Source organism: Burkholderia sp. Ac-20384, assembly GCF_017104605.1.
GTDB lineage: Bacteria > Pseudomonadota > Gammaproteobacteria > Burkholderiales > Burkholderiaceae > Burkholderia > Burkholderia lata.
The window spans coordinates 1-18,073 of record NZ_JAAGPE010000202.1 but is presented as its reverse complement, the minus strand read 5'-3'; the positions used below and the strand labels follow the sequence as shown (position 1 = coordinate 18,073).

Genomic DNA, 18,073 nt, shown 5'->3' with positions numbered 1-18,073 from the left:
GCCGGCGCGTGCGCCGAGATCGCGCGCGCTGGCGGCGGCCCAGCGCACGGCGTCGCATGCGTCGTGTGCAGCAGCCGGGAAGCGCGCCTCGGGCGCAAGCCGGTAGTCGACCGACAGCACGAGCGTGCGCGCACGGGCCGCGAGGCTGCGGCACAGGTTCGCGTGCGAATCGATCCCGCACGACACGAAGCCGCCGCCGTGGAAGAACACGGTCAGCGGCAACGGCCCGTCGGCGGCGGGCCGATAGAGCCGTGCGGACAACTGACGGCCCGACGCGGGAATCTGCCAGTCCTCTTCGGCGGCGACAGCGTCGCCCGGGGCAAACGCGCCGCCGGCGGCAAGACTCGCGCGATACGCGGGAACGGTGAGTTGCGCGAAATCGATCGCGGGTGCCTGGGCGAACGCGGCGAGCAGCGCCTGCGCCTGTGGGTCGAGCGGCATGGGGACTCCTGTCTGAATCGTATGCGGTTTGAATCAGGTAAACCCGTGTCGCGGTTTTCCCTGAGTCCGCGCCGGACGCTTGCCGGCACGGCCTGACGGGCATTCCAGCGCAGCGGGCGGGGCGCCACATCATCCGATCGGACGATGGTTCGTTTGCACGGATGGCCAATTCTCACCATTCAGTGAATCTCCCGATGACGCCGGAATTTAGACGCGTCTTAATCATGGCGGCGCGGTTGGGTCGCGCCGGAAACATGTCGTATGGAGGATGGAGCGTGCTGATGGAGACGAGATGGGCTCCGCAAGAGAGCCAGGCAACCAGTGACGAGGCCGACATCGGCGTCGCGGATTTCAGCGAGCTGATGGCGCGCATCTACCAGGGGCCGCTGGAGACGCCGCCGTGGGCCGGTGCGCTGGAACTCGTCCGTCGCTGGCTGCAGGCCAACTACGTGACGCTGATCCTGCGCGCGGCCGCGAGCGACCGCCGCGCGCCGCTGTCCGTGCACGCGTCGGAATTCGGCCCGGTGGTGCCGGGCGACGGCGAGGCGTCGTACAACAACTACTACTATTCGCTCGACCCGTTCGTCGGCCTGCCGGCCGATCGCGTGGTCACGGTCGACGACGTGTTCGGCGACACGGGCTGGCTGTCGAGCGAGCTGTACAAGCAGTTCCTGAAGCCGCAGGACGTGCGCTATATCCTCGGCGCCGACCTGCGCACGTCGTCGGGCGTCGAGTGCCGTTTCCGCGTGTGCCGCAACCACGCGTCGAAGCAGTTCTCCGCGCGCGACAAGGCGATCTGCGCGCTGCTGCTGCCGCACCTGAAGCGCGCGGTGGAATTGCATTCGCGGCTCGACACGGCCGAGGTCGAACGCTCGATCTATGCGAACGCGATCAACCGGATGCAGATCGGCACGATCACGCTCGACGAGAACGGCACGATCATCGACCTGAACAGCGTGGCCGACGAGATCCTCAAGCAGAACAACGGTCTGACGATTGCGCGCGGCACGATCGAGGCGACCGATGCGCAGGAGAACCGCACGCTGAAGCGGTTGATCCGCCATGCGGTGATGGGGCACCACGGCACGGCCGCGGCGACCGTCGAGGCGATGCCGATCACGCGCAGCTTCGACAAGCCGCGCCTCGGGCTGCTGGTGCGCACGGTGCTGCTGTCCGACTGGTCGGAGGACAACAAGCGGCGGCCGGCCGTCACGCTGTTCCTGCGCGATCCGGACCGCAAGCCGCAGGGCGCGCAGGAAATCATCCGCAAGCTGTTCGACCTGACGCCCGCCGAGACGTCGCTCGCGCTGCTGCTGACGAACGGGCTGACGCTCGAGGAGGCCGCGGAGGAATCGGGGATCAGCAAGAACACGGCGCGCACGCACCTGCGCGCGATCTTCTCGAAGACGGGTGTCACGCGCCAGGCGACGCTCGTGCGGATTCTGCTCGGGAGCGTCGTGCCGCTCGGGTAAACGCCTGTCAAGGTCGATCCATCGAAACCGGCCGCATTCGTCCGGCGATACATCAACGTGAGTCAACGCGTCGTGTGTCGCACGACGATGGCGACGACCACATGCAAAAGAGGCTCGCACGCGCACGGTGCGAGCCTCTTCTCCGTTCAGCGCTGCAGATGGCAGCTACCTTGCCACCCTCGATGCAGCGCGATGCTCCCTACGTTCACGAGCCACGCGTCGACCGATCGGCCCATGCCGACAGCGCGGGCCACTGCGCACAGCCGCGCCGGACGAAACCCACACCCGTGCGGATCACAAGCGCGCCGATCGCAAGCGCGGCCAGATCGTCGAGACGACCGAAGCCGACCAGCGCCGCACTCATCGCGAGCGCCGCCAGCAGCGACGACAGCGCATCGGTCCGCACATGCCAGCCGCTCGCCTCGAGCAACGCGGAACCCGTCTCGCGCGCCTTGCGCAGCATCCAGTGCGACAGCACGGCCTTGCCGGCGAGCGTGACGGCGACGAGTGCGAGCGTCATTGCGCCCGGCTGCACGACGGGCGGCGTCGCGAACCGGTTCGTTGCATGCCAGATCATCTGCGCGCCGGTCGCAACGAGCAACGCGCCGAGGCCCGCGAGCGCGAGCGGTTCGTAGGTCGGGCGCCGCTCCGGCGGCAGGCGCGCGTCGAGCCGGCACGCAATGAGGATCAGTGCATCGGCTGCGAGATCGATCGCCGCGTGTGCGACGTCCGCGAGCAACCCCGACGAATGCGCGGACCACGCCGCGACCGTCTCGACGACGAGCAGCAGCAGGTTGATCGCGAGACTGACGGCGAGGGCGCGGGACGTGGCCGCATAAACGTGGGGCGTGGCGCGCGACGTGCGCTGCATGGCGGATTCGTCTGTCGATAGCGTGGGTCAGACCCGAACGCTACCGGTCGACGGTGGCAGCTCCATGACAGGCGCCGGACGCGGCCCGGCCTGTCAGCGCTGCACGTCCGCCGACGGCAGCAGCGCGGCGAAGCGATCCGCGAGTGTCGGGCGCGACCGCGCGGGCCAGATCGCGCTGAGTTCGAACAGCGGCAGCGCGGCGCCATCGCGGACGGTGCCGTAGGCGACGCCTTCGAACGCGAACGTATGAATCGACTGCGGCAGCAGCGACACACCGCATCCGGCGGCGACGCACGAGACCACGGTGAGCGTGCGGTTCACGTCGAGCACGATGTCGACCGGGTGCCCGGCCTGCCGGAATGCGCTGAGGATGCCGGCGCGGATCAGCGGCAACTGGTCGTGCGGAAACCACACGAGGCCGGTGCCGGCGAGATCCTCCAGCGTGACCGTGCCGTCGGGCTGGCGCCGGAAATCCTTCGGCAGCACGGCGACGAGCGGATCGCGCCGGATCAGCTTCTCGCGCATCCGGCCGTTGACGGGCACCGGTGTATGCAGCAGCCCGATGTCGATCTCGCCGCGCTCGAGCGCGATCGCCTGCTCGGCATTGCTCATCTCGCGCATCACGAGTTCGACGTCGGGCGTGCTTTCGCGCAGCGCGCGGATCGCGCGCGGCAGCGTGTCGAACAGCGCGGCGCTGACGAACCCGATCGTCAGGCGCCCGGCGCGCTGCGCGCCGATCTCGCCGGCCCGGTGCGCGGCCGCGTCGAGGCGCGCGAGGCTCAGGCGCAGGTCGTCGACCATCGCGAGGCCGGCCGCCGTCAGCGTGGCCCCGCGCCGCGAGCGATCGAACAACCGGACACCCAGTTCCTTCTCCATCCGGTTCAGCGCCTGGCTGAGCGCCGGCTGCGCAATGCCAAGTTCGTTGGCCGCGCGCGTGAAACTGCCCGTATCGACGATCGCGAGGAAGTAGCGAACGTGCCTGATTTCCATAAGCTCACGTTATGAATAATTATTCAAAACATAGTAGCGAATTATCCCCACGCTTCATAGGATGCTCATCGAGACACGACATCCGGCGCCCGGCGACGGAATGACCCCACGAGGAGACCCGCATTGAACTGGACCCGCGAGCTATCGACGACCGAACGGCGCACGTTGCGCGGCTGCTTTGCCGGCTGGGCACTCGACGGGCTCGACACGCAGATGTTCAGCCTCGTGATCCCGGCGCTGCTCACGACCTGGGGCATCGGCAAGGGGCAGGCCGGCCTGATCGGCGGCGCGACGCTCGTGGCGGGCGCGCTCGGCGGGTTGCTGGCCGGCATGATCGCCGACCGCTACGGGCGCGTGCGGGCGCTGCAGATCACCGTGTGCTGGTTCTCGCTGTTCACGTTCCTGAGCGCGTTCGCACAGAACTTCGAGCAGTTGCTGGTGCTGAAGGCGCTGCAGGGGCTCGGGTTCGGCGGCGAGTGGACCGCCGGCGCGGTGCTGCTCGCCGAAACGGTCGGCGCGCGCCATCGCGGCAAGGCGATGGGCATCGTGCAGAGTGCCTGGGGCTTCGGCTGGGGCGCGGCCGTGCTGCTGTACATGCTGGTGTTCGCGTGGCTGCCGGCCGAATGGGCGTGGCGCGTGCTGTTCGCGATCGGTGCGCTGCCCGCGCTGCTGGTGCTGTATATCCGCCGCGCGATTCCGGAGCCGCCGCGCGCGGCGACGCCGGTCGACGCATCGGCGCAGGCAACGGCGAGCGCCGACGAAGGGCCGACGATCGGCATCTTCGACCGCTCCGTGGTGCGCGCGACGGTGGTCGGCGGGCTGATCGGCGTCGGTGCGCACGGCGGCTATCACGCGATCACGATCTGGCTGCCGACCTACCTGAAGACCGAGCGGCACTTGTCGGTGCTGGGCACCGGCGCATATCTCGCGGTCGTGATCGTCGCGTTCATCTGCGGCTGCTTCCTCAGCGCGTACCTGCAGGACCGGATCGGCCGCCGTCGCAACGTGATGCTGTTCGCCGCGTGCTGCGCGGTGATGGTGAACCTGTACGTGTTCCTGCCGCTGAACGACGTCGCGATGCTGCTGCTCGGTTTCCCGCTCGGCCTGTTCTCGGCCGGCATTCCGGCGACGCTCGGCACGCTGTTCAACGAGCTTTACCCGCGCAACGTGCGCGGCCGCGGCGTCGGCTTTTGCTACAACTTCGGCCGCATCGTGTCGGCCGGCTTCCCGGTGCTGGTCGGGCGGATGGGCGAGTCGCTGCCGCTCGGCACGGCACTCGGCATCGACGCGGGCATCGCGTACGGGCTGGTCGTGATCGCGGTGTGGTTCCTGCCCGAAACGGGCAACCGCCGGCTGTCCGGTGCGGCGCCCGGCGGCATAGCGGATACCGAAGGCCAGCCGCGCGCCGAGGCGTCGCTGTAGGGTTCGCCGCCTCACGCCATCGAATCGCCCGGCAGACCTTCGGCCGGGCGCCGCTTGCAGACTCGTCATGGATCGTCTCGTGAATCACCTCGTCGAACAGGCTCCGGCCGCGTCGTCAGTGGACGCGTGGTATGCGGCGGACCCGGCCGTGGCCGCCATCGATGCGCATGCGCACGTGTTTGCGCGCGGCCTGCCGCTCGCGCCCGTGGTCCGGCATGCGCCCGACTACGACGCGTCGCTCGACGCGTACGTCGCGCATCTCGCCGCGCACGGCATCACACACGCGGTGCTGGTGCAGCCGAGCTTCCTCGGCACCGACAACACCTACTTCGTCGACGTGCTGCGTCGCTACCCGCGCCGCTTCCGCGGTGTCGCGATGGTCGATCCGTCGATTTCGGACCGCGATCTCGGTGCGCTTGACCGGGCAGGCGTGGTCGGGATGCGGCTGAACCTTGTCGGTCTGCCGATTCCGGATTTCGGCGCGCCCGACTGGCGCGCGCTGTTCGCCCGTATCAATGCGCTCGGCTGGCATGTCGAGATCCATCGCGGCATCGAGGATCTGCATGCGATCACCGCGCCGCTGCTCGCGCAGTCGTGCACGCTGGTGATCGACCATTTCGGCCGCCCGTCGCCCGCGCTCGGCGAGCGCGCGCCCAGCTTCCGCCGCCTGCTGTTGCTCGCGGATACCGGCCGCGTCTGGGTCAAGCTGTCGGCTGCCTATCGCAACAGCCTGGCCGGCGACGGCGCGATCGATGCATTCGGTGCCGCGCGAGCGCTGCGCACCGCGTTCACCGCCGAGCGGCTGGTATGGGGCAGCGACTGGCCGCACACGCAGCATCGCGAGCGCGTCGATTTCGATGCGACGGTTGCGGCGCTCGAGCGCTGGCTGCCCGACCCCGGCGAGCGCCTGCGCGTGCTGCGCGATACGCCGCGAACCCTGTTTCGTTTCGACCAATGAGGCCCTGCATGTCCGATCACACCGCACTTCGTCGCGCCGGGTTCCGGCGAAGCATCGCCGCCCGCCAGGGGCTGCTCGTCGCCGGCACGTTCAATGCGCTCAGCGCCAGGGTCGCGGCCGATCTCGGCTTCGGCGCGCTGTACCTGAGCGGCGCCGGCGTCACCAACATGTCGCTCGGGTTGCCCGATCTCGGCTTCGTCGGGCTCGGCGAGCTGGCCGAGCACACCGCACGCGTGCGCGACGCGGTCGAACTGCCGCTGATGGTCGATGCCGATACGGGCTTCGGCAATGCGCTGAACGTGCTGCACACCGTGCGGACGCTCGAGCGCAGCGGCGCCGACGCGATCCAGCTCGAGGATCAGGTGCTGCCGAAGAAATGCGGCCATTTCGCGGGCAAGGAAGTGATTCCGGCCGGCGAGATGGTCGGCAAGCTGAAGGCGGCCGTCGATGCGCGTGTGGACCCGAACCTGCTGATCGTCGCGCGCACCGATGCGGCTGCCGTCCACGGCATCGACGACGCGATCGAGCGCGCGCATCGCTATGCGGAAGCGGGCGCCGACGTGCTGTTCATCGAGGCGATGGACACGGCAGAGGACGTCGAGCGTTTGCCGGCGCTGTTCGATACGCCGCAACTCATCAACATCGTGATCGGCGGCAAGACGCCGACGCGCTCGCGCGACGACCTGGCGCGTCTCGGCTACGGCGTGGTGCTGTATGCGAACGCAGCACTGCAAGGCGCGGTGCACGGGATGCAGGCCGCGCTGACGGTGCTGCGCAATACCGGCCGGCTCGACGAAGACCCCGCGCTCGTCGCGCCGTTCGCCGAACGGCAGCGGCTCGTCGACAAGGCCCGCTTCGACGCGCTCGATGCCCGCTATGGGGCCGACCGCGCGTAATCGCGCCGGCGCACGGGCGGCAAGGACGACCGCCCGGCACACCTTCGCCAGGACAGGAGACAACCCGTGGCAACTTCACCTAACGGAGCGGCCGGTGCGCCGCCGCGCATCGGTTCGATCGTCGGCGGCCTCGCCGGCAACCTGATCGAGTGGTACGACTTTCTCGCGTACAGCATCTTCTCGATCTACTTTGCGCCGGCGTTCTTTCCGGCCGACCGGCCGACCGTGCAGCTGATGAACACCGCAGCGATCGCGGCGGTCGGGTACATCGCGCGGCCGGCGGGGAGCTGGCTCGTCGGCCTGTATGCGGACCGGCGCGGACGCAAGGCCGCGCTGACGAAGTCGGTGCTCGCGATGTGTGCGGGATCGATGCTGATCGCCGTCACGCCCGGCTACGCGACGATCGGCGTGCTCGCGCCGGCGCTGCTGGTCACCGCGCGGCTGCTGCAGGGGCTCAGCATGGGCGGCGAATACGGCACCAGCGCAACCTACCTGAGCGAGATCGCGCCGCCGGACCGGCGCGGCTTCTACGTCGGCTTCCTGCAGGTGAGCGTGGTCGCCGGCCAGCTCGTCGCGCTCGGCCTGATGCTCGTGATGCAGCGGATCTTCGCCGGCACGCACGACCTCGAACGTTGGGGCTGGCGGATTCCGTTCTTCGTCGGCGGCGTGCTCGCACTGTTCGCGCTTTACATGCGCCGCAACGTCGTGGAAAGCGACGCGTTCATCGCCAGCCGGGCGCGCGCGGCGAAGACGCGCATGACGGCCGACCTCGCGGCCCACTGGCGCGAACTGCTGCTCGCGATCGGGATCACGGTCGGCGGCACCGTGGCGTTCTACACGTACACGGTCTACATGCAGAAGTACCTCGTCAATTCGGTCGGGCTGCACAAGGAAACGGCGACCTGGATCTGCACCGCCTCGCTGCTGCTGTACATGCCGCTGCAACCGCTGTTCGGCCTCGTGTCGGACCGCGTCGGCCGCCGGCCGGTACTGCTGTGGTTCGGGATCGGCGGCACGCTGCTGTCCGTGCCGATCTTCACGACGCTCGGTCACGTGCACGAGCCGCTTGCGGCGTTCGCGCTGGTATTCGCGGGACTGGTCGTGCTGAGCGGCTTCACGTCGGTGCACATGCTGGTCAAGGCCGAGCTGTTTCCGCCGCAGATCCGCGCGCTGGCGGTCGGGCTGCCTTATGCGCTGACGACGGCGATCCTCGGCGGCACGACCGAATTCGTCGCGCTGCGGCTGAAGGCAAGTGGCAACGAGACGATGTTCTTCTGGTACGTCGCCGCGTGCGCGGCGATCTCGCTGCTCGTGTACTGGCGGATGCCGGAGACGCATCCGGCAAAGCGCGAACGCGCGTCGCGGCCGGCAGTCGCCGCGCCGGCCTCGCGCTGATCCCGCACCGGCGGGTTACTGCGTCTGCTGCGCCGTGAGTGGCACGGCGGGCGTCACGGTGCGGGCAGCAATCGCTTCCGGCGTATCGTCCGGCCAGGACGCGGCGCTTTGCATCCCGGGCGGCGGCGCCGGCAAGCCGCCAGGCATGACGGCTTCGTTGCCGTCGCGGCCGCAGCCGGGCAGCCAGCCGGACACACCGAGGCTCCAGATCAGGGTCGCAAAGAGGCGCATCGTCACGCTCCGGCGCCCGGGCAGCGATAGACGCTACCGGTCAGCGTGACCCCGGTCTGCCGCAGATAACCGCCTTCGCTGCCGTCGAAACTCCCGCTCTGCACGCCGCGCTGCGTGAGCAGCACCACGACGTTGCCGCCGAGTGCGGCCGCGTGGTTCTTCAGGTCGTTGCGCGCGCCGGTTTCGAGCGTCGTGTCCGGAATGAAGCCGCCGATCAGGAAGTTGCCCTGGCTGCCCGTCACGTCGCCGAGGTGACGGCAGGTGCCGCCGGGGTCGCGCATGACGATGCGCACGTCGTGGCTGGCGGCGGAAGGCTCGAGCGGCGCGCACGCCGCCAGCGCGGCAGGAAGGAACAGCAGCCAGACAGGTCTCATGTTTCCGCCGTTTCGAATGCGCGTGATCGCGCGACAGCGCCACTTTAGGGGCGCCGACGCGTCGGCACATCGGGCGAAGGTCGTGTGTTCGGGCCGCAAAGGATGCGACCAAAGTCGCAGACGGGGCGTATCGCCCAGGCGGATTGCGCGATGCCGGAATGCGGGTTGGGGAGCGGGAAGCGCTGCCGCCAGCGAACGTCAGGCCTTCGGCGCCATCAGCCCCTCCCGCCACGCGAGCGCGACGGCCTGCGTGCGATCGGACAGATGCAGCTTCGACATCACGTTGCCGAGATGCGTCTTGACGGTCTTTTCCGTAATGCCGAGCGTCGCGGCGATGCGCGCATTGCTGCCGCCTTCGGCCAGGCAGCGCAGCACCTCCAGTTCGCGCGCGGTCAGCGCGGCGAACGGGCTGCGCGGCGGCTTGCGCAACGCGCCGATCATGCGCTGTGCGATGCCGGGGTGCAGCGTCGGTTCGCCGTGGACGGCCGCATGGATCGCCTGCAGCAGACGCTCGCCGCGCATCGATTTCAGCAGGAACGAATCGGCGCCGGCGTCGATCGCGGCGAGTGCGAGCGCATCGTCGTCTGACGACGTCAGCACCATGATGTGCGTGTCGGCGCTGGCTGCCCGGATCGCGCGAATGGCGGCGGGCACGCCCGCTTGACCCATGCCGGGCATCATCAGGTCGAGCAGCAGCACGTCGGGACGATGCGCCCGCACTTGCTCGACCGTCGAGGTTCCGTCGTCGGTTTCCGCGACGATCTCGAACGACGCATCGAGCCGCAACAGCCCGCGGATGCCTTCGCGCACGACTGCGTGGTCATCCGCAATCAGGATGGTGGTCATGCCGTCTCCATCGGATTGAAATGGACGGTCACGCGCGTGCCGTCCGCGCCCGACGCGATGTCGAGCATGCCGCCGGGCAGCGCATCCGCGCGCCAGCGCAGGTTGCCGAGACCCATGCCGACCGGCACGGCAGCCGGGTCGAAGCCGCTGCCGTCGTCGCGCACGACCCAGCGCCAGCGCGACGCCGGCGTACCGGGGGATGCACGCACGGCGTCGCCCGGTTCGCACGCGATGTCGATGCGGCGGCAGCCACTATGGCGCAACGCATTCGCGGCGGCCTCGTGCGTGATCATCAGCAGTTCGTGTGCGGCCGACGGGTGCGCGTCGAGTGCATGCGCGGCGCCTTCCGGCAGATCGAGCGACCAAGCGATGCCCGAGCCGGCGAGCAGGTCGTGCACCGCCTGCGAAACGGCTGCCCGCAGGCCATCCTCGGCGATCGCGGGCAAGCTGAAGCCGGTCACCACGTTGTCGAGATCCTGCTGAAGATGATCGGCCAGACGCCGCGCCGCGCCGACGGTCGGCAACAGGTCGGGGTGGCGCTGCGCTTCGTACTCCAGCTCGGTCAGCTTGAGGCCTAGCACGAAGCTGCGCTGCTTCGCGGTGTCGTGCAGGTCGCGCGCGATCCGCGTGCGCTCGACTGACACCGCGAGCGCCTTCTGCATCCCGAACGCACGCGCGAGCGCATCGGCCATCCGGTTGAAATGCGCGGCCAGTTCGCCGAGCTCGTCGCGCGACTGGTCGGCGATCCGCGCCGACAGGTCACCGGCCGCCCAGCGATCGGCCGCGGCCGTCATCCGCCGGACGCGCCGCACCAGCAACCAGACCAGCAGCCCCGCGAAGCTCGCGCCCATCGCGCCGAGATACAGCACGGTGCGCATCAGGTCGTACGCCGACGCATCGTCGGCGATCTCGTAGTGCAACTGCCAGCCCGGCCAGTAATGGACGCCAATCTGCGCGATGGCGCCGCCCGCCAGCGCGACGGGCGTGACGATGGCCCAGTCGCCATCGCGGTGCAGCATCGTGTCGGGCGCGGCCAGATTGGTTGAAGCAGAAGAGAACGCATCGGACAGCAGCGGCGACGCGGCCGGCGCGGTTGCGCATCCGGCACCGTCCGGCCGTGCAATGCGCACCTGGAGCCGGCCGGCGCCGAAGAAGCCCATCATCGGCGCGAAATCCATCACGTCGCGTGCGCCGACGCGTGCGATCTGCCAGAACAGGGCGTCGGCCGCCGCGCGGCACGCAACCGGGTCGCGCAGGTCGACGGTGCCGGTCGCCGCGGCCAGCGCAGGGCGGTCGAGGTTGCCGAGAAACCGGCGGATATCGCTTTCGGCATGCGCACGCCAGAGCACGCTCGTCAGCACCGACGACAGCACCATCGCCACGAACCCCACGACAATGAACGTCGGCACGAGCTTGACGAACAAGCCTCGGAAGCCGATCCGGAATGTGCGCAACGCGGGCTCCTCGTTCTTCTGTTTTCTTGACGGACGCACCGGGTGGATGCCGACGACACGGCAAGGCAGCGCAACCGGCTTTCAATTGCGCAATGTTGACGGTTTTCGGACGCGGTTGCAGGGGCGTTTTCACCGGGCGTGTGGAGGGGCGCCCGCAATGGATTCAATAACAGTCCGGTCGCTTCACCAGCAGTCCGTCGGGCGTGTGCCGACCGGTATCGAGTGTCGACAGAAGCATCGTGCGCACGGGCGGCCCCTCCGGGTCGTTGTAGTGAACCATGCCATGCCTGATCCCCGTGATGACGATCACGTGACCGATTTCGTCATCGGACTCGTCAGGTCTGTCCAGGAATTTCCCCGCGGCCCAGATTGGACCGAACTTCGTCAGTACCGCGCCCAGCCACTCGGGCGTAATGACCGTCGGCTGATTGAGCGCCATGAGTCCTTCGACCGCGCACAAGTCGGGGATCCTGGACGAGGGGAGCCCCTGGTCCGCCCGCCATAGCGCCGGAATGCCCAGACGCGGCCCGGGGCGATGGAAGTACGAAACCATGCACGCCGCCGCATACCAGCACGCGTTTTTCAGGGCTTTGGAGCCCGACTTGGTCTTCTTGACGCCGCTCTGATCGACCATCGGCACGTTCAATCTGACGTCCACCATTTCGGGTCCCCAGGCAGGAGTGATCCATAAGCGTATGAAGAATCGGGCGTGAGGACAACCTCGTCGAGAGGGGCGGCATTCACGCGGATCGTGGGCGCCGATCGATTACACGCAGTACCGGAGCGACATACATCAATCTCGACATTATAGAAATAATGTCAAATTATTAGACTTGGAAGATTGGATATTTAACGGTTTACGTTATATTATTTACGAAATCACCGACCCAACCCCGCCATGTCTGATCTCGCTGCCGACGAATCCCGCCTGACCGCCGAAATCGAGCGCCTCAAGGCCGACTTCCCGAAAACTCGCGAGCTGTATCGCGAAGCCTGCGCACTGCTGTTCTTCCGCTTCGGCATCACGCCCACCGCGAACCGCCTGTACCAACTCGTCCGCAAGGGCAGCATGAGCACGCCGACGGCCGTCCTCGGCGAGTTCTGGGCCGAGCTGCGGGAAAAAAGTCGCGTGCGCATCGAGCATCCCGATCTGCCTGCCGATCTGCAGGCGGCCGCCGGTGAACTCGTTGCAGCGTTATGGAGCCGGTCAAGCGCCGACGCATCAGCCGCGCTCGGCGCATTGCGAGCGGAAGTCGAAGCCGAGCGGACGGCGGCGAAGGCGGAAGTCGCGGCGCTGCAGGCCGAACTGGCCCGCACCGAAACCGCGCTGGAGCAACGCACGGCCGCACTGCTGGCCGCGCAGGTGCGCATTCAGGAACTGGAGCAGGCGAGGGCGGCGGACGACGCATCGCGGCAAGCGCTGCAAGCAGATATCGAACGCCTCACAGCCGACAACGCGGAAGGCGACCGCGCACTCGCGCAGGCACGCGCGGATTTCACCACCCAGCTCGACCGATTGCGCGACGATGCCGGGCGGGCCGAGGAACGCTTGCGCGCGTCGGAGAAGCGGGCGCTTCAGGAGATCGATCGCGAGCGGCTCGCGGCCGCGCGACTGCAGAAGGAACTCGATGCAGTGGCATTGCGCACGGAGCAGCGCGATGCGCAGCAGCGCAAGGATGGGGCAGCGCTGCAGGCGCAGCTCGGCGACGCGCTGCATCGATGCGGCGTGCTGCAAGGGCAGCTCGACGGCGCGCAGGCGACCGATGCCGCACGGGGCAAGGAACTCGATGCGCTGCGGCGCGAAATGACAGCGCTCTCGCGTCGGTCGGCGCTGCGTGGTGCCAAGGCGGCGCCAGCCGCACAACGGGACGAGCGGAGGGCGCGCACGCGAAAGCGCGCAGACGAAGTGCCGCCGCGTTGAGTGAGAAACCGCCAGCGTGCGTCAACCGAAGGCGACGCACGCCTGGAGCCTGAAGCCTGAAGCAAGAAGCAGACAAGCAAGCGACCAAACCCCCGATCGCCCGCACACCTACCAATACCAATCAACTCGACACATACCGCGACGGCAACGCCGGCGCGTCCGCCGGAATCGTGACGAGCGACGTATTCAACCAGCCCTGCGGCGAGCCGTTCGACTGCGCATACGCACCGACGTAAGGCATCATCCGCGTCGTCTGATAGACCTGCGGCGTCCACCCGGCCGGCGCGAGGAAGATCGACGTCGCGCGCTTCTCGCTATACGCGGACGCACCGTACGTCGAGATATTCCACAGCGTCTGTTGATACGTCGCATAGTCGGCGTTGTGCCGCGAACCGCCGGCCTGCCAGCCTTCGAGCTGGATGAACGTGTTGTACGTGCCGGCGCCCGCGAGCAGGTTGTTCACCGTGCGGCCATACAGGAACGACAGGATCAGCCCGCAGTTTGCCGGCGCAAAATCGCTGCCGACGCTCAGGTAATAGCGACCTGTCGTGTTCAACACCGACGCGTAGTGCGAGTTGCCGATATCGGTCGACGTTGTCAGCCCGCTCGCGCCCATGAAGCTGTCGAACGCCTGCATCGTGACGCCCGTCGGCAGGTCGCTCGTCGCACTGATCGCGACGATATGCGAACCGGCCGCCAGCAGCGTCAGGAACGCGGACAGCGTGCCCGCGATCCAGTTGCCCTGCGCATCGACGAACGGAAACGCGCGATAGCCCGTGAGCGCGAACACCGCCGGATCGGAGCCGGCCTGCCACGCGATCTGCGGCACCCACATCGCCAACGGGCCGGCGTTCGACGCGCTGGACACATACTGCTTCAGCGCGTCGATGAGCTGAGCATCGGCAGCGGGCAGCACGCCATAGGCCGCGCCGTTCTGCCAACGCTGCACCCATTGCGCGACGAAGCCCGCGAGCTGGCCGCCGGTGAAGTCGGCGGGCGGCACGTAGCCGAGCGGGCCGGTACTTTGATACGCGGACTGGATGGCCGCGGCCGTGCGCACGTTGTTGCCGAACATGCTGTTCGCGAAATCCTGGCAGTTGTTGGCCGGTGGCGTCGCAAGCTGCGACAGCGGGACGACCCACGCGCCGTTCGCGGTCGCGACGCCGCGATACAGCGTGAGATTCGCGACCGAGTCGTGCCCGGGAAACGTGGCGGCGTCGGCGCCCGATACGTAGCCGGCCGACGGCGTGACGCTGACGGTGGTCGGTTGCGACCCGAACGGATGCGTGTACGAAATCGCAAACGATGCGTCGCCGCCGGCCAGGCTGAACGATCCGGTGCAGTCGCCCCAGCTGTTCGACGCGCTGACGGCAGTCGATTGCCCGGTCGCGACCTGCGCTTGCGACGCCTGCGGCAGCGAGCCACTCTGGCTCGCCGCATTGCCGTACGCGAGCGTCGTCGACGGGATCGCATTGACGACGTTGATCGTGATCGAGCGGTCGGCGATACCGTAGTTGCGGGTAGACGTATTCGCGGCGCCGGCGGCGGCGAACGACGACGCGGACGTCGGGTTGCCGTCGCCGCCGCAGGCAGCCAGCGTGCCGACGAGCGGCGACAGGGTGAGCGCGGCGCCGCGCTGGATGAAGCGCCGGCGGTTCGGCGCGGACGGGCGTTCGGGTTTCGAAGCGGTCATGGGCGTTCCTGGTCACGGGTTCGGGAGGCGACAACGACATTCCGGCGCATTGCACACGTGTGCAATGCCGGTCGAAATGACTCGATCGCGGCACATGCGCCGCGCGTATTTATGCGGGAAATCGATGAAACGCCCGCGACGAAACCGAGTCGTGCGTGTGACGCCACGCACGCGGCAGGGCGGGACAGGAACGAGGAATGCCGGCGCGCGGTTTGGGTGCCCGGCGGGGATCGGGTAAAGTGCCGCTCAACATGCCGGTTCGAGGTTACTAGACGACCGGTCTAATCGTTGCTACCATACGCCATCATGAATGCATCTTCAGGCGCGGAAGTCCGCCAGCACATCCTGAATATCGCCAAGCCGATCATGCTCCACAAGGGGTTTTCGGCGGTCGGCCTGAACGAGATTCTCGCTGCGGCGGGCATCCCGAAGGGCTCGTTCTACCATTACTTCGGCTCAAAAGAGGCATTCGGCGAAGCGCTGCTCGAATCGTATTTCGACGGCTATCTCGAGCATCTCGACAACCTGCTCAAGCGTCAGTCCGGCACAGGCGCCGAGCGCCTGATGACGTACTGGCGCAACTGGCTGCACACGCAATGCGCGGACGATCCGGAAGGTAAATGCCTCGCGGTGAAGCTCGGCGCGGAAGTGTCGGACCTGTCGGAAGCGATGCGCACGGTGCTGCGGCACGGCACGAGCCAGATCATCGAGCGGCTCGCGGGCGGCATCGAGGCCGGGCTGGCCGACGGTTCGCTGAGCGGGGTTGCCGATCCGTCGCATACGGCCGCGATCCTCTACGAGCTGTGGCTGGGCGCAACGCTGCTGGAAAAGATTCACCGTAACCGCAAGCCGCTCGAAAGGGCGATGGTGGAAACGCGGCGCATGCTGAACCTGCCGCCGCTCGAACCGAGCGGAGCACAGTCGTAACCCGGGCGCGCATCGGCGCGCCTTGTTTTTACCCTCAATCTAGACGACTGGTCTACTCAACCACGCATGACGAACGTGCCACGCCGCGTTACGCTGTCCCGATTGATTCAACCGCACGCATGCAGCCGCGCCGGCCTGAGCGCCGATGCGGCCGCCCGCGTGCGTCTCCCGCTGCTCCATCCCTGATCCGATCGTGCCCACGAAGCACGTCCATTCCTGTTGACGGAGGCTCACATGCCGCAAAGCAAGACCGCTAATCGCCAGATCATCCTGAATTCGCGCCCGGTCGGCGCGCCGACGCCGGGCAACTTCCGCGCGGAATCCGGCGAGGTGCCGACGCCCGGCGCCGGCCAGGTGTTGCTGCGCACGGTCTGGTTGTCGCTCGACCCGTACATGCGCGGCCGGATGAGCGACGCACCGTCGTATGCAGCGCCGGCCGAACTCGGCCAGCCGATGGTCGGCGGCACCGTCAGCCAGGTCGTCTCGTCGAACCTGCCGGCGTTCCGCGAAGGCGACCTGGTGGTTGCAGGCGCCGGCTGGCAGGACTATGCGTTGTCCGACGGCCGCGACCTGATTCCGCTCGGCCGAAACTTCGCGCATCCGTCGTACGCACTCGGCGTGCTCGGCATGCCGGGCTTCACCGCCTATACGGGGCTGCTGAAGATCGGCGAGCCGAAGGCCGGTGAAACCGTGGTGGTCGCGGCGGCGAGCGGCGCGGTCGGTGCGGTGGTCGGCCAGATCGCCAAGCTGAAGGGCTGCCGCGTGGTCGGCGTCGCGGGCGGCGCCGACAAGTGCGCGTACGTGACCGATACGCTCGGTTTCGACGCGTGCGTCGACCACCGCGATCCGGCGTTTGCCGCGAAGCTGAAGGAAGCGTGCCCGAACGGCATCGACGTCTATTTCGAGAACGTCGGCGGGGCCGTGTTCGACGCGGTGTGGCCGCTGCTCAACGACCATGCGCGCGTGCCCGTGTGCGGGATCATCTCGCATTACAACGACACCGCGCTGCCGACCGGCCAGGACCGCCTGGCGGCACTGGTGGGCACGATCCTGCGCAAGCGCATCCGGATGCAGGGTTTCATCATCCTGGATCACTATGCAACCGGCTACGCGACGTTCATGAAGGACATGAGCGAATGGGTCGCGCAGGGCAAGGTGAAGACGCTCGAGGACGTCGTCCCCGATCTCGCCGATGCACCGGAAGCGCTGATCGGCTTGCTCGCCGGCAAGAATTTCGGCAAGGTCGTCGTACGCGTGGGCCCGGACGAACTGGCCTGACACGACGGTACCGGCTTGCAGCAACAACCGGCCGCACGCCGGCGTGACATGAATGACATGACGCCGGCGCGCGGCTTTCCCGATTCCGTTTCGATAGGAGTGACAAGATGGCGCTTCACGTGATTGCTTCCCTGTTCCTGAAACCCGAACACGCGGAGGCTGCCGAGGCCGAACTGCGCAGCATGGTCGCGAAGACGCGCACCGAACCGGGCAACCGGCGCTACGACCTGTTCCGCGAGCAGGACGGCTCGCCGAACCTGCACCTGTACGAGATCTACGACGACCAGGCTGCGTTCGACGCACATCTCGCCAGCCCGTATTTCGGCGCATTCCGCGCGAAGTCGGCGGACTGGTTCACCGCGCCGCCGGTCATCAAGGTGCTGTCGGGTATCGACGTCGCCGAGTAATCCCGCTGTACTCCCGTCGCGGCTCGATCCCACCCGGGCCACACGGCACCCGCCGCACAGCGCGGCGGCAATGACAACACCGCGCGGCGCGTCGTTCGCGTCGCCTCCCCCATACACCGGCCCCGGAGGCTGAATGATCACCCTCAACATCAACGGCGAAACCCGCTCGGTCGACGCCCCCGACGACATGCCCTTGCTCTGGGTGCTGCGCGACGTCGTCGGGCTCACCGGCACGAAGTTCGGCTGCGGGATCGCCCAGTGCGGCGCGTGCACGGTGCATCTCGACGGCGTTGCCGCGCGCTCGTGCGTGCTGCCGGTCGCGGCCGTCGCGGGCCGCAAGATCACGACGATCGAAGCCGTCGGCGCGACGCCGGCCGGCCACAAGGTCCAGCAGGCGTGGCGCGAGCTCGACGTCGTCCAGTGCGGCTACTGCCAGTCGGGGCAGGTGATGGCCGCCACCGCGCTGATCGCGTCGAACCCGAACCCGAGCGACGCCG

Annotated in this window: 19 protein-coding genes; 10 read left to right on the top strand and 9 right to left on the bottom strand. The window is 68.0% G+C overall.

Features of this window, described 5'->3' with window-relative positions:
- On the bottom strand, nt 1-441 hold a 441-nt coding region (locus G3O00_RS28890), incomplete at its 3' end, for an alpha/beta hydrolase fold domain-containing protein (RefSeq protein WP_206145067.1).
- Between the two features lie 281 nt (nt 442-722).
- Here G3O00_RS28890 and G3O00_RS28885 point away from each other — a divergent pair.
- Nucleotides 723-1,913 carry a LuxR family transcriptional regulator gene (locus G3O00_RS28885; RefSeq protein WP_041493308.1) on the top strand — a complete coding sequence of 397 codons (1,191 nt, stop codon included), beginning with the start codon at nt 723-725 and terminating at the stop codon, nt 1,911-1,913.
- A gap of 205 nt (nt 1,914-2,118) precedes the next feature.
- Here G3O00_RS28885 and G3O00_RS28880 read toward each other — a convergent pair whose 3' ends face one another.
- Nucleotides 2,119-2,784, bottom strand: coding sequence for a cation diffusion facilitator family transporter (locus tag G3O00_RS28880; RefSeq protein WP_206145066.1), 666 nt, complete (start codon nt 2,782-2,784; stop codon nt 2,119-2,121).
- A 93-nt stretch (nt 2,785-2,877) separates the two neighbouring features.
- On the bottom strand, nt 2,878-3,774 hold the full coding sequence (locus G3O00_RS28875) for a LysR family transcriptional regulator (RefSeq protein WP_174932014.1): 897 nt from the start codon (nt 3,772-3,774) through the stop codon (nt 2,878-2,880).
- Between the two features lie 123 nt (nt 3,775-3,897).
- On the opposite strand from G3O00_RS28875, the gene G3O00_RS28870 reads away from it, so the two are divergent.
- The 4 genes from G3O00_RS28870 to G3O00_RS28855 all read left to right on the top strand — a co-directional run bounded on the left by G3O00_RS28870 (nt 3,898) and on the right by G3O00_RS28855 (nt 8,445).
- Nucleotides 3,898-5,196: an MFS transporter gene (locus G3O00_RS28870; RefSeq protein ID WP_206145065.1), complete on the top strand. Its 1,299-nt coding sequence runs from the start codon at nt 3,898-3,900 to the stop codon at nt 5,194-5,196.
- A 67-nt stretch (nt 5,197-5,263) separates the two neighbouring features.
- The gene (locus G3O00_RS28865; protein ID WP_206145064.1) at nt 5,264-6,154 is read left to right on the top strand and encodes an amidohydrolase family protein; all 891 of its coding nucleotides are present in this window, start codon (nt 5,264-5,266) and stop codon (nt 6,152-6,154) included.
- 8 nt (nt 6,155-6,162) lie between these two features.
- A complete protein-coding gene (locus G3O00_RS28860; protein ID WP_206145063.1) occupies nt 6,163-7,050 on the top strand; it encodes an oxaloacetate decarboxylase in 888 nt (295 codons plus the stop codon).
- A 66-nt stretch (nt 7,051-7,116) separates the two neighbouring features.
- Nucleotides 7,117-8,445 carry an MFS transporter gene (locus G3O00_RS28855; protein ID WP_206145062.1) on the top strand — a complete coding sequence of 443 codons (1,329 nt, stop codon included), beginning with the start codon at nt 7,117-7,119 and terminating at the stop codon, nt 8,443-8,445.
- Between the two features lie 15 nt (nt 8,446-8,460).
- On the opposite strand, the gene G3O00_RS28850 is transcribed toward G3O00_RS28855, so the two are convergent.
- The 5 genes from G3O00_RS28850 to G3O00_RS28830 all read right to left on the bottom strand — a co-directional run bounded on the left by G3O00_RS28850 (nt 8,461) and on the right by G3O00_RS28830 (nt 12,011).
- A complete protein-coding gene (locus G3O00_RS28850; protein WP_206145068.1) occupies nt 8,461-8,676 on the bottom strand; it encodes a hypothetical protein in 216 nt (71 codons plus the stop codon).
- Nucleotides 8,677-8,678: 2 nt separating this feature from the next.
- A complete protein-coding gene (locus G3O00_RS28845; RefSeq protein ID WP_206145061.1) occupies nt 8,679-9,050 on the bottom strand; it encodes a DUF4156 domain-containing protein in 372 nt (123 codons plus the stop codon).
- A gap of 198 nt (nt 9,051-9,248) precedes the next feature.
- Nucleotides 9,249-9,896 (bottom strand): response regulator transcription factor, encoded by a 648-nt coding sequence (locus tag G3O00_RS28840; RefSeq protein WP_206145060.1) that lies wholly within the window; start codon nt 9,894-9,896, stop codon nt 9,249-9,251.
- A complete protein-coding gene (locus tag G3O00_RS28835; protein ID WP_206145059.1) occupies nt 9,893-11,350 on the bottom strand; it encodes a HAMP domain-containing protein in 1,458 nt (485 codons plus the stop codon). Before G3O00_RS28835 ends, G3O00_RS28840 begins: the two co-directional genes overlap by 4 nt.
- Nucleotides 11,351-11,513: 163 nt before the next feature.
- Nucleotides 11,514-12,011 carry a papain-like cysteine protease family protein gene (locus tag G3O00_RS28830; protein ID WP_206145058.1) on the bottom strand — a complete coding sequence of 166 codons (498 nt, stop codon included), beginning with the start codon at nt 12,009-12,011 and terminating at the stop codon, nt 11,514-11,516.
- Between the two features lie 237 nt (nt 12,012-12,248).
- Between G3O00_RS28830 and G3O00_RS28825 the strand changes: the two genes are divergently transcribed.
- Nucleotides 12,249-13,271: a DNA-binding protein gene (locus tag G3O00_RS28825; protein ID WP_206145057.1), complete on the top strand. Its 1,023-nt coding sequence runs from the start codon at nt 12,249-12,251 to the stop codon at nt 13,269-13,271.
- A 121-nt stretch (nt 13,272-13,392) separates the two neighbouring features.
- Here the strand turns inward: G3O00_RS28825 and G3O00_RS28820 are convergent, their stop codons facing one another.
- Nucleotides 13,393-14,964, bottom strand: a complete 1,572-nt coding sequence (locus G3O00_RS28820) for a hypothetical protein (RefSeq protein ID WP_206145056.1) — start codon at nt 14,962-14,964, stop codon at nt 13,393-13,395.
- A gap of 306 nt (nt 14,965-15,270) precedes the next feature.
- On the opposite strand from G3O00_RS28820, the gene G3O00_RS28815 reads away from it, so the two are divergent.
- The 4 genes from G3O00_RS28815 to G3O00_RS28800 all read left to right on the top strand — a co-directional run.
- Nucleotides 15,271-15,891 (top strand): TetR/AcrR family transcriptional regulator, encoded by a 621-nt coding sequence (locus G3O00_RS28815; RefSeq protein WP_174932004.1) that lies wholly within the window; start codon nt 15,271-15,273, stop codon nt 15,889-15,891.
- Between the two features lie 234 nt (nt 15,892-16,125).
- Nucleotides 16,126-17,169, top strand: a complete 1,044-nt coding sequence (locus G3O00_RS28810) for an NADP-dependent oxidoreductase (protein ID WP_174932003.1) — start codon at nt 16,126-16,128, stop codon at nt 17,167-17,169.
- A 107-nt stretch (nt 17,170-17,276) separates the two neighbouring features.
- Nucleotides 17,277-17,576: a putative quinol monooxygenase gene (locus G3O00_RS28805; RefSeq protein ID WP_011355207.1), complete on the top strand. Its 300-nt coding sequence runs from the start codon at nt 17,277-17,279 to the stop codon at nt 17,574-17,576.
- A 133-nt stretch (nt 17,577-17,709) separates the two neighbouring features.
- On the top strand, nt 17,710-18,073 hold a 364-nt coding region (locus G3O00_RS28800), incomplete at its 3' end, for a (2Fe-2S)-binding protein (RefSeq protein ID WP_206145055.1).

Coding starts and splice junctions, on each gene's coding strand:
- G3O00_RS28885 (WP_041493308.1), top strand. CDS start 723: ATGGAGACGAGATGGGCTCCGCAAGAGAGCCAGGCAACCAGTGACGAG.
- G3O00_RS28880 (WP_206145066.1), bottom strand. CDS start 2,784: ATGCAGCGCACGTCGCGCGCCACGCCCCACGTTTATGCGGCCACGTCC.
- G3O00_RS28875 (WP_174932014.1), bottom strand. CDS start 3,774: ATGGAAATCAGGCACGTTCGCTACTTCCTCGCGATCGTCGATACGGGC.
- G3O00_RS28865 (WP_206145064.1), top strand. CDS start 5,264: ATGGATCGTCTCGTGAATCACCTCGTCGAACAGGCTCCGGCCGCGTCG.
- G3O00_RS28860 (WP_206145063.1), top strand. CDS start 6,163: ATGTCCGATCACACCGCACTTCGTCGCGCCGGGTTCCGGCGAAGCATC.
- G3O00_RS28850 (WP_206145068.1), bottom strand. CDS start 8,676: ATGCGCCTCTTTGCGACCCTGATCTGGAGCCTCGGTGTGTCCGGCTGG.
- G3O00_RS28845 (WP_206145061.1), bottom strand. CDS start 9,050: ATGAGACCTGTCTGGCTGCTGTTCCTTCCTGCCGCGCTGGCGGCGTGC.
- G3O00_RS28840 (WP_206145060.1), bottom strand. CDS start 9,896: ATGACCACCATCCTGATTGCGGATGACCACGCAGTCGTGCGCGAAGGC.
- G3O00_RS28830 (WP_206145058.1), bottom strand. CDS start 12,011: ATGGTGGACGTCAGATTGAACGTGCCGATGGTCGATCAGAGCGGCGTC.
- G3O00_RS28825 (WP_206145057.1), top strand. CDS start 12,249: ATGTCTGATCTCGCTGCCGACGAATCCCGCCTGACCGCCGAAATCGAG.
- G3O00_RS28820 (WP_206145056.1), bottom strand. CDS start 14,964: ATGACCGCTTCGAAACCCGAACGCCCGTCCGCGCCGAACCGCCGGCGC.
- G3O00_RS28815 (WP_174932004.1), top strand. CDS start 15,271: ATGAATGCATCTTCAGGCGCGGAAGTCCGCCAGCACATCCTGAATATC.
- G3O00_RS28810 (WP_174932003.1), top strand. CDS start 16,126: ATGCCGCAAAGCAAGACCGCTAATCGCCAGATCATCCTGAATTCGCGC.
- G3O00_RS28805 (WP_011355207.1), top strand. CDS start 17,277: ATGGCGCTTCACGTGATTGCTTCCCTGTTCCTGAAACCCGAACACGCG.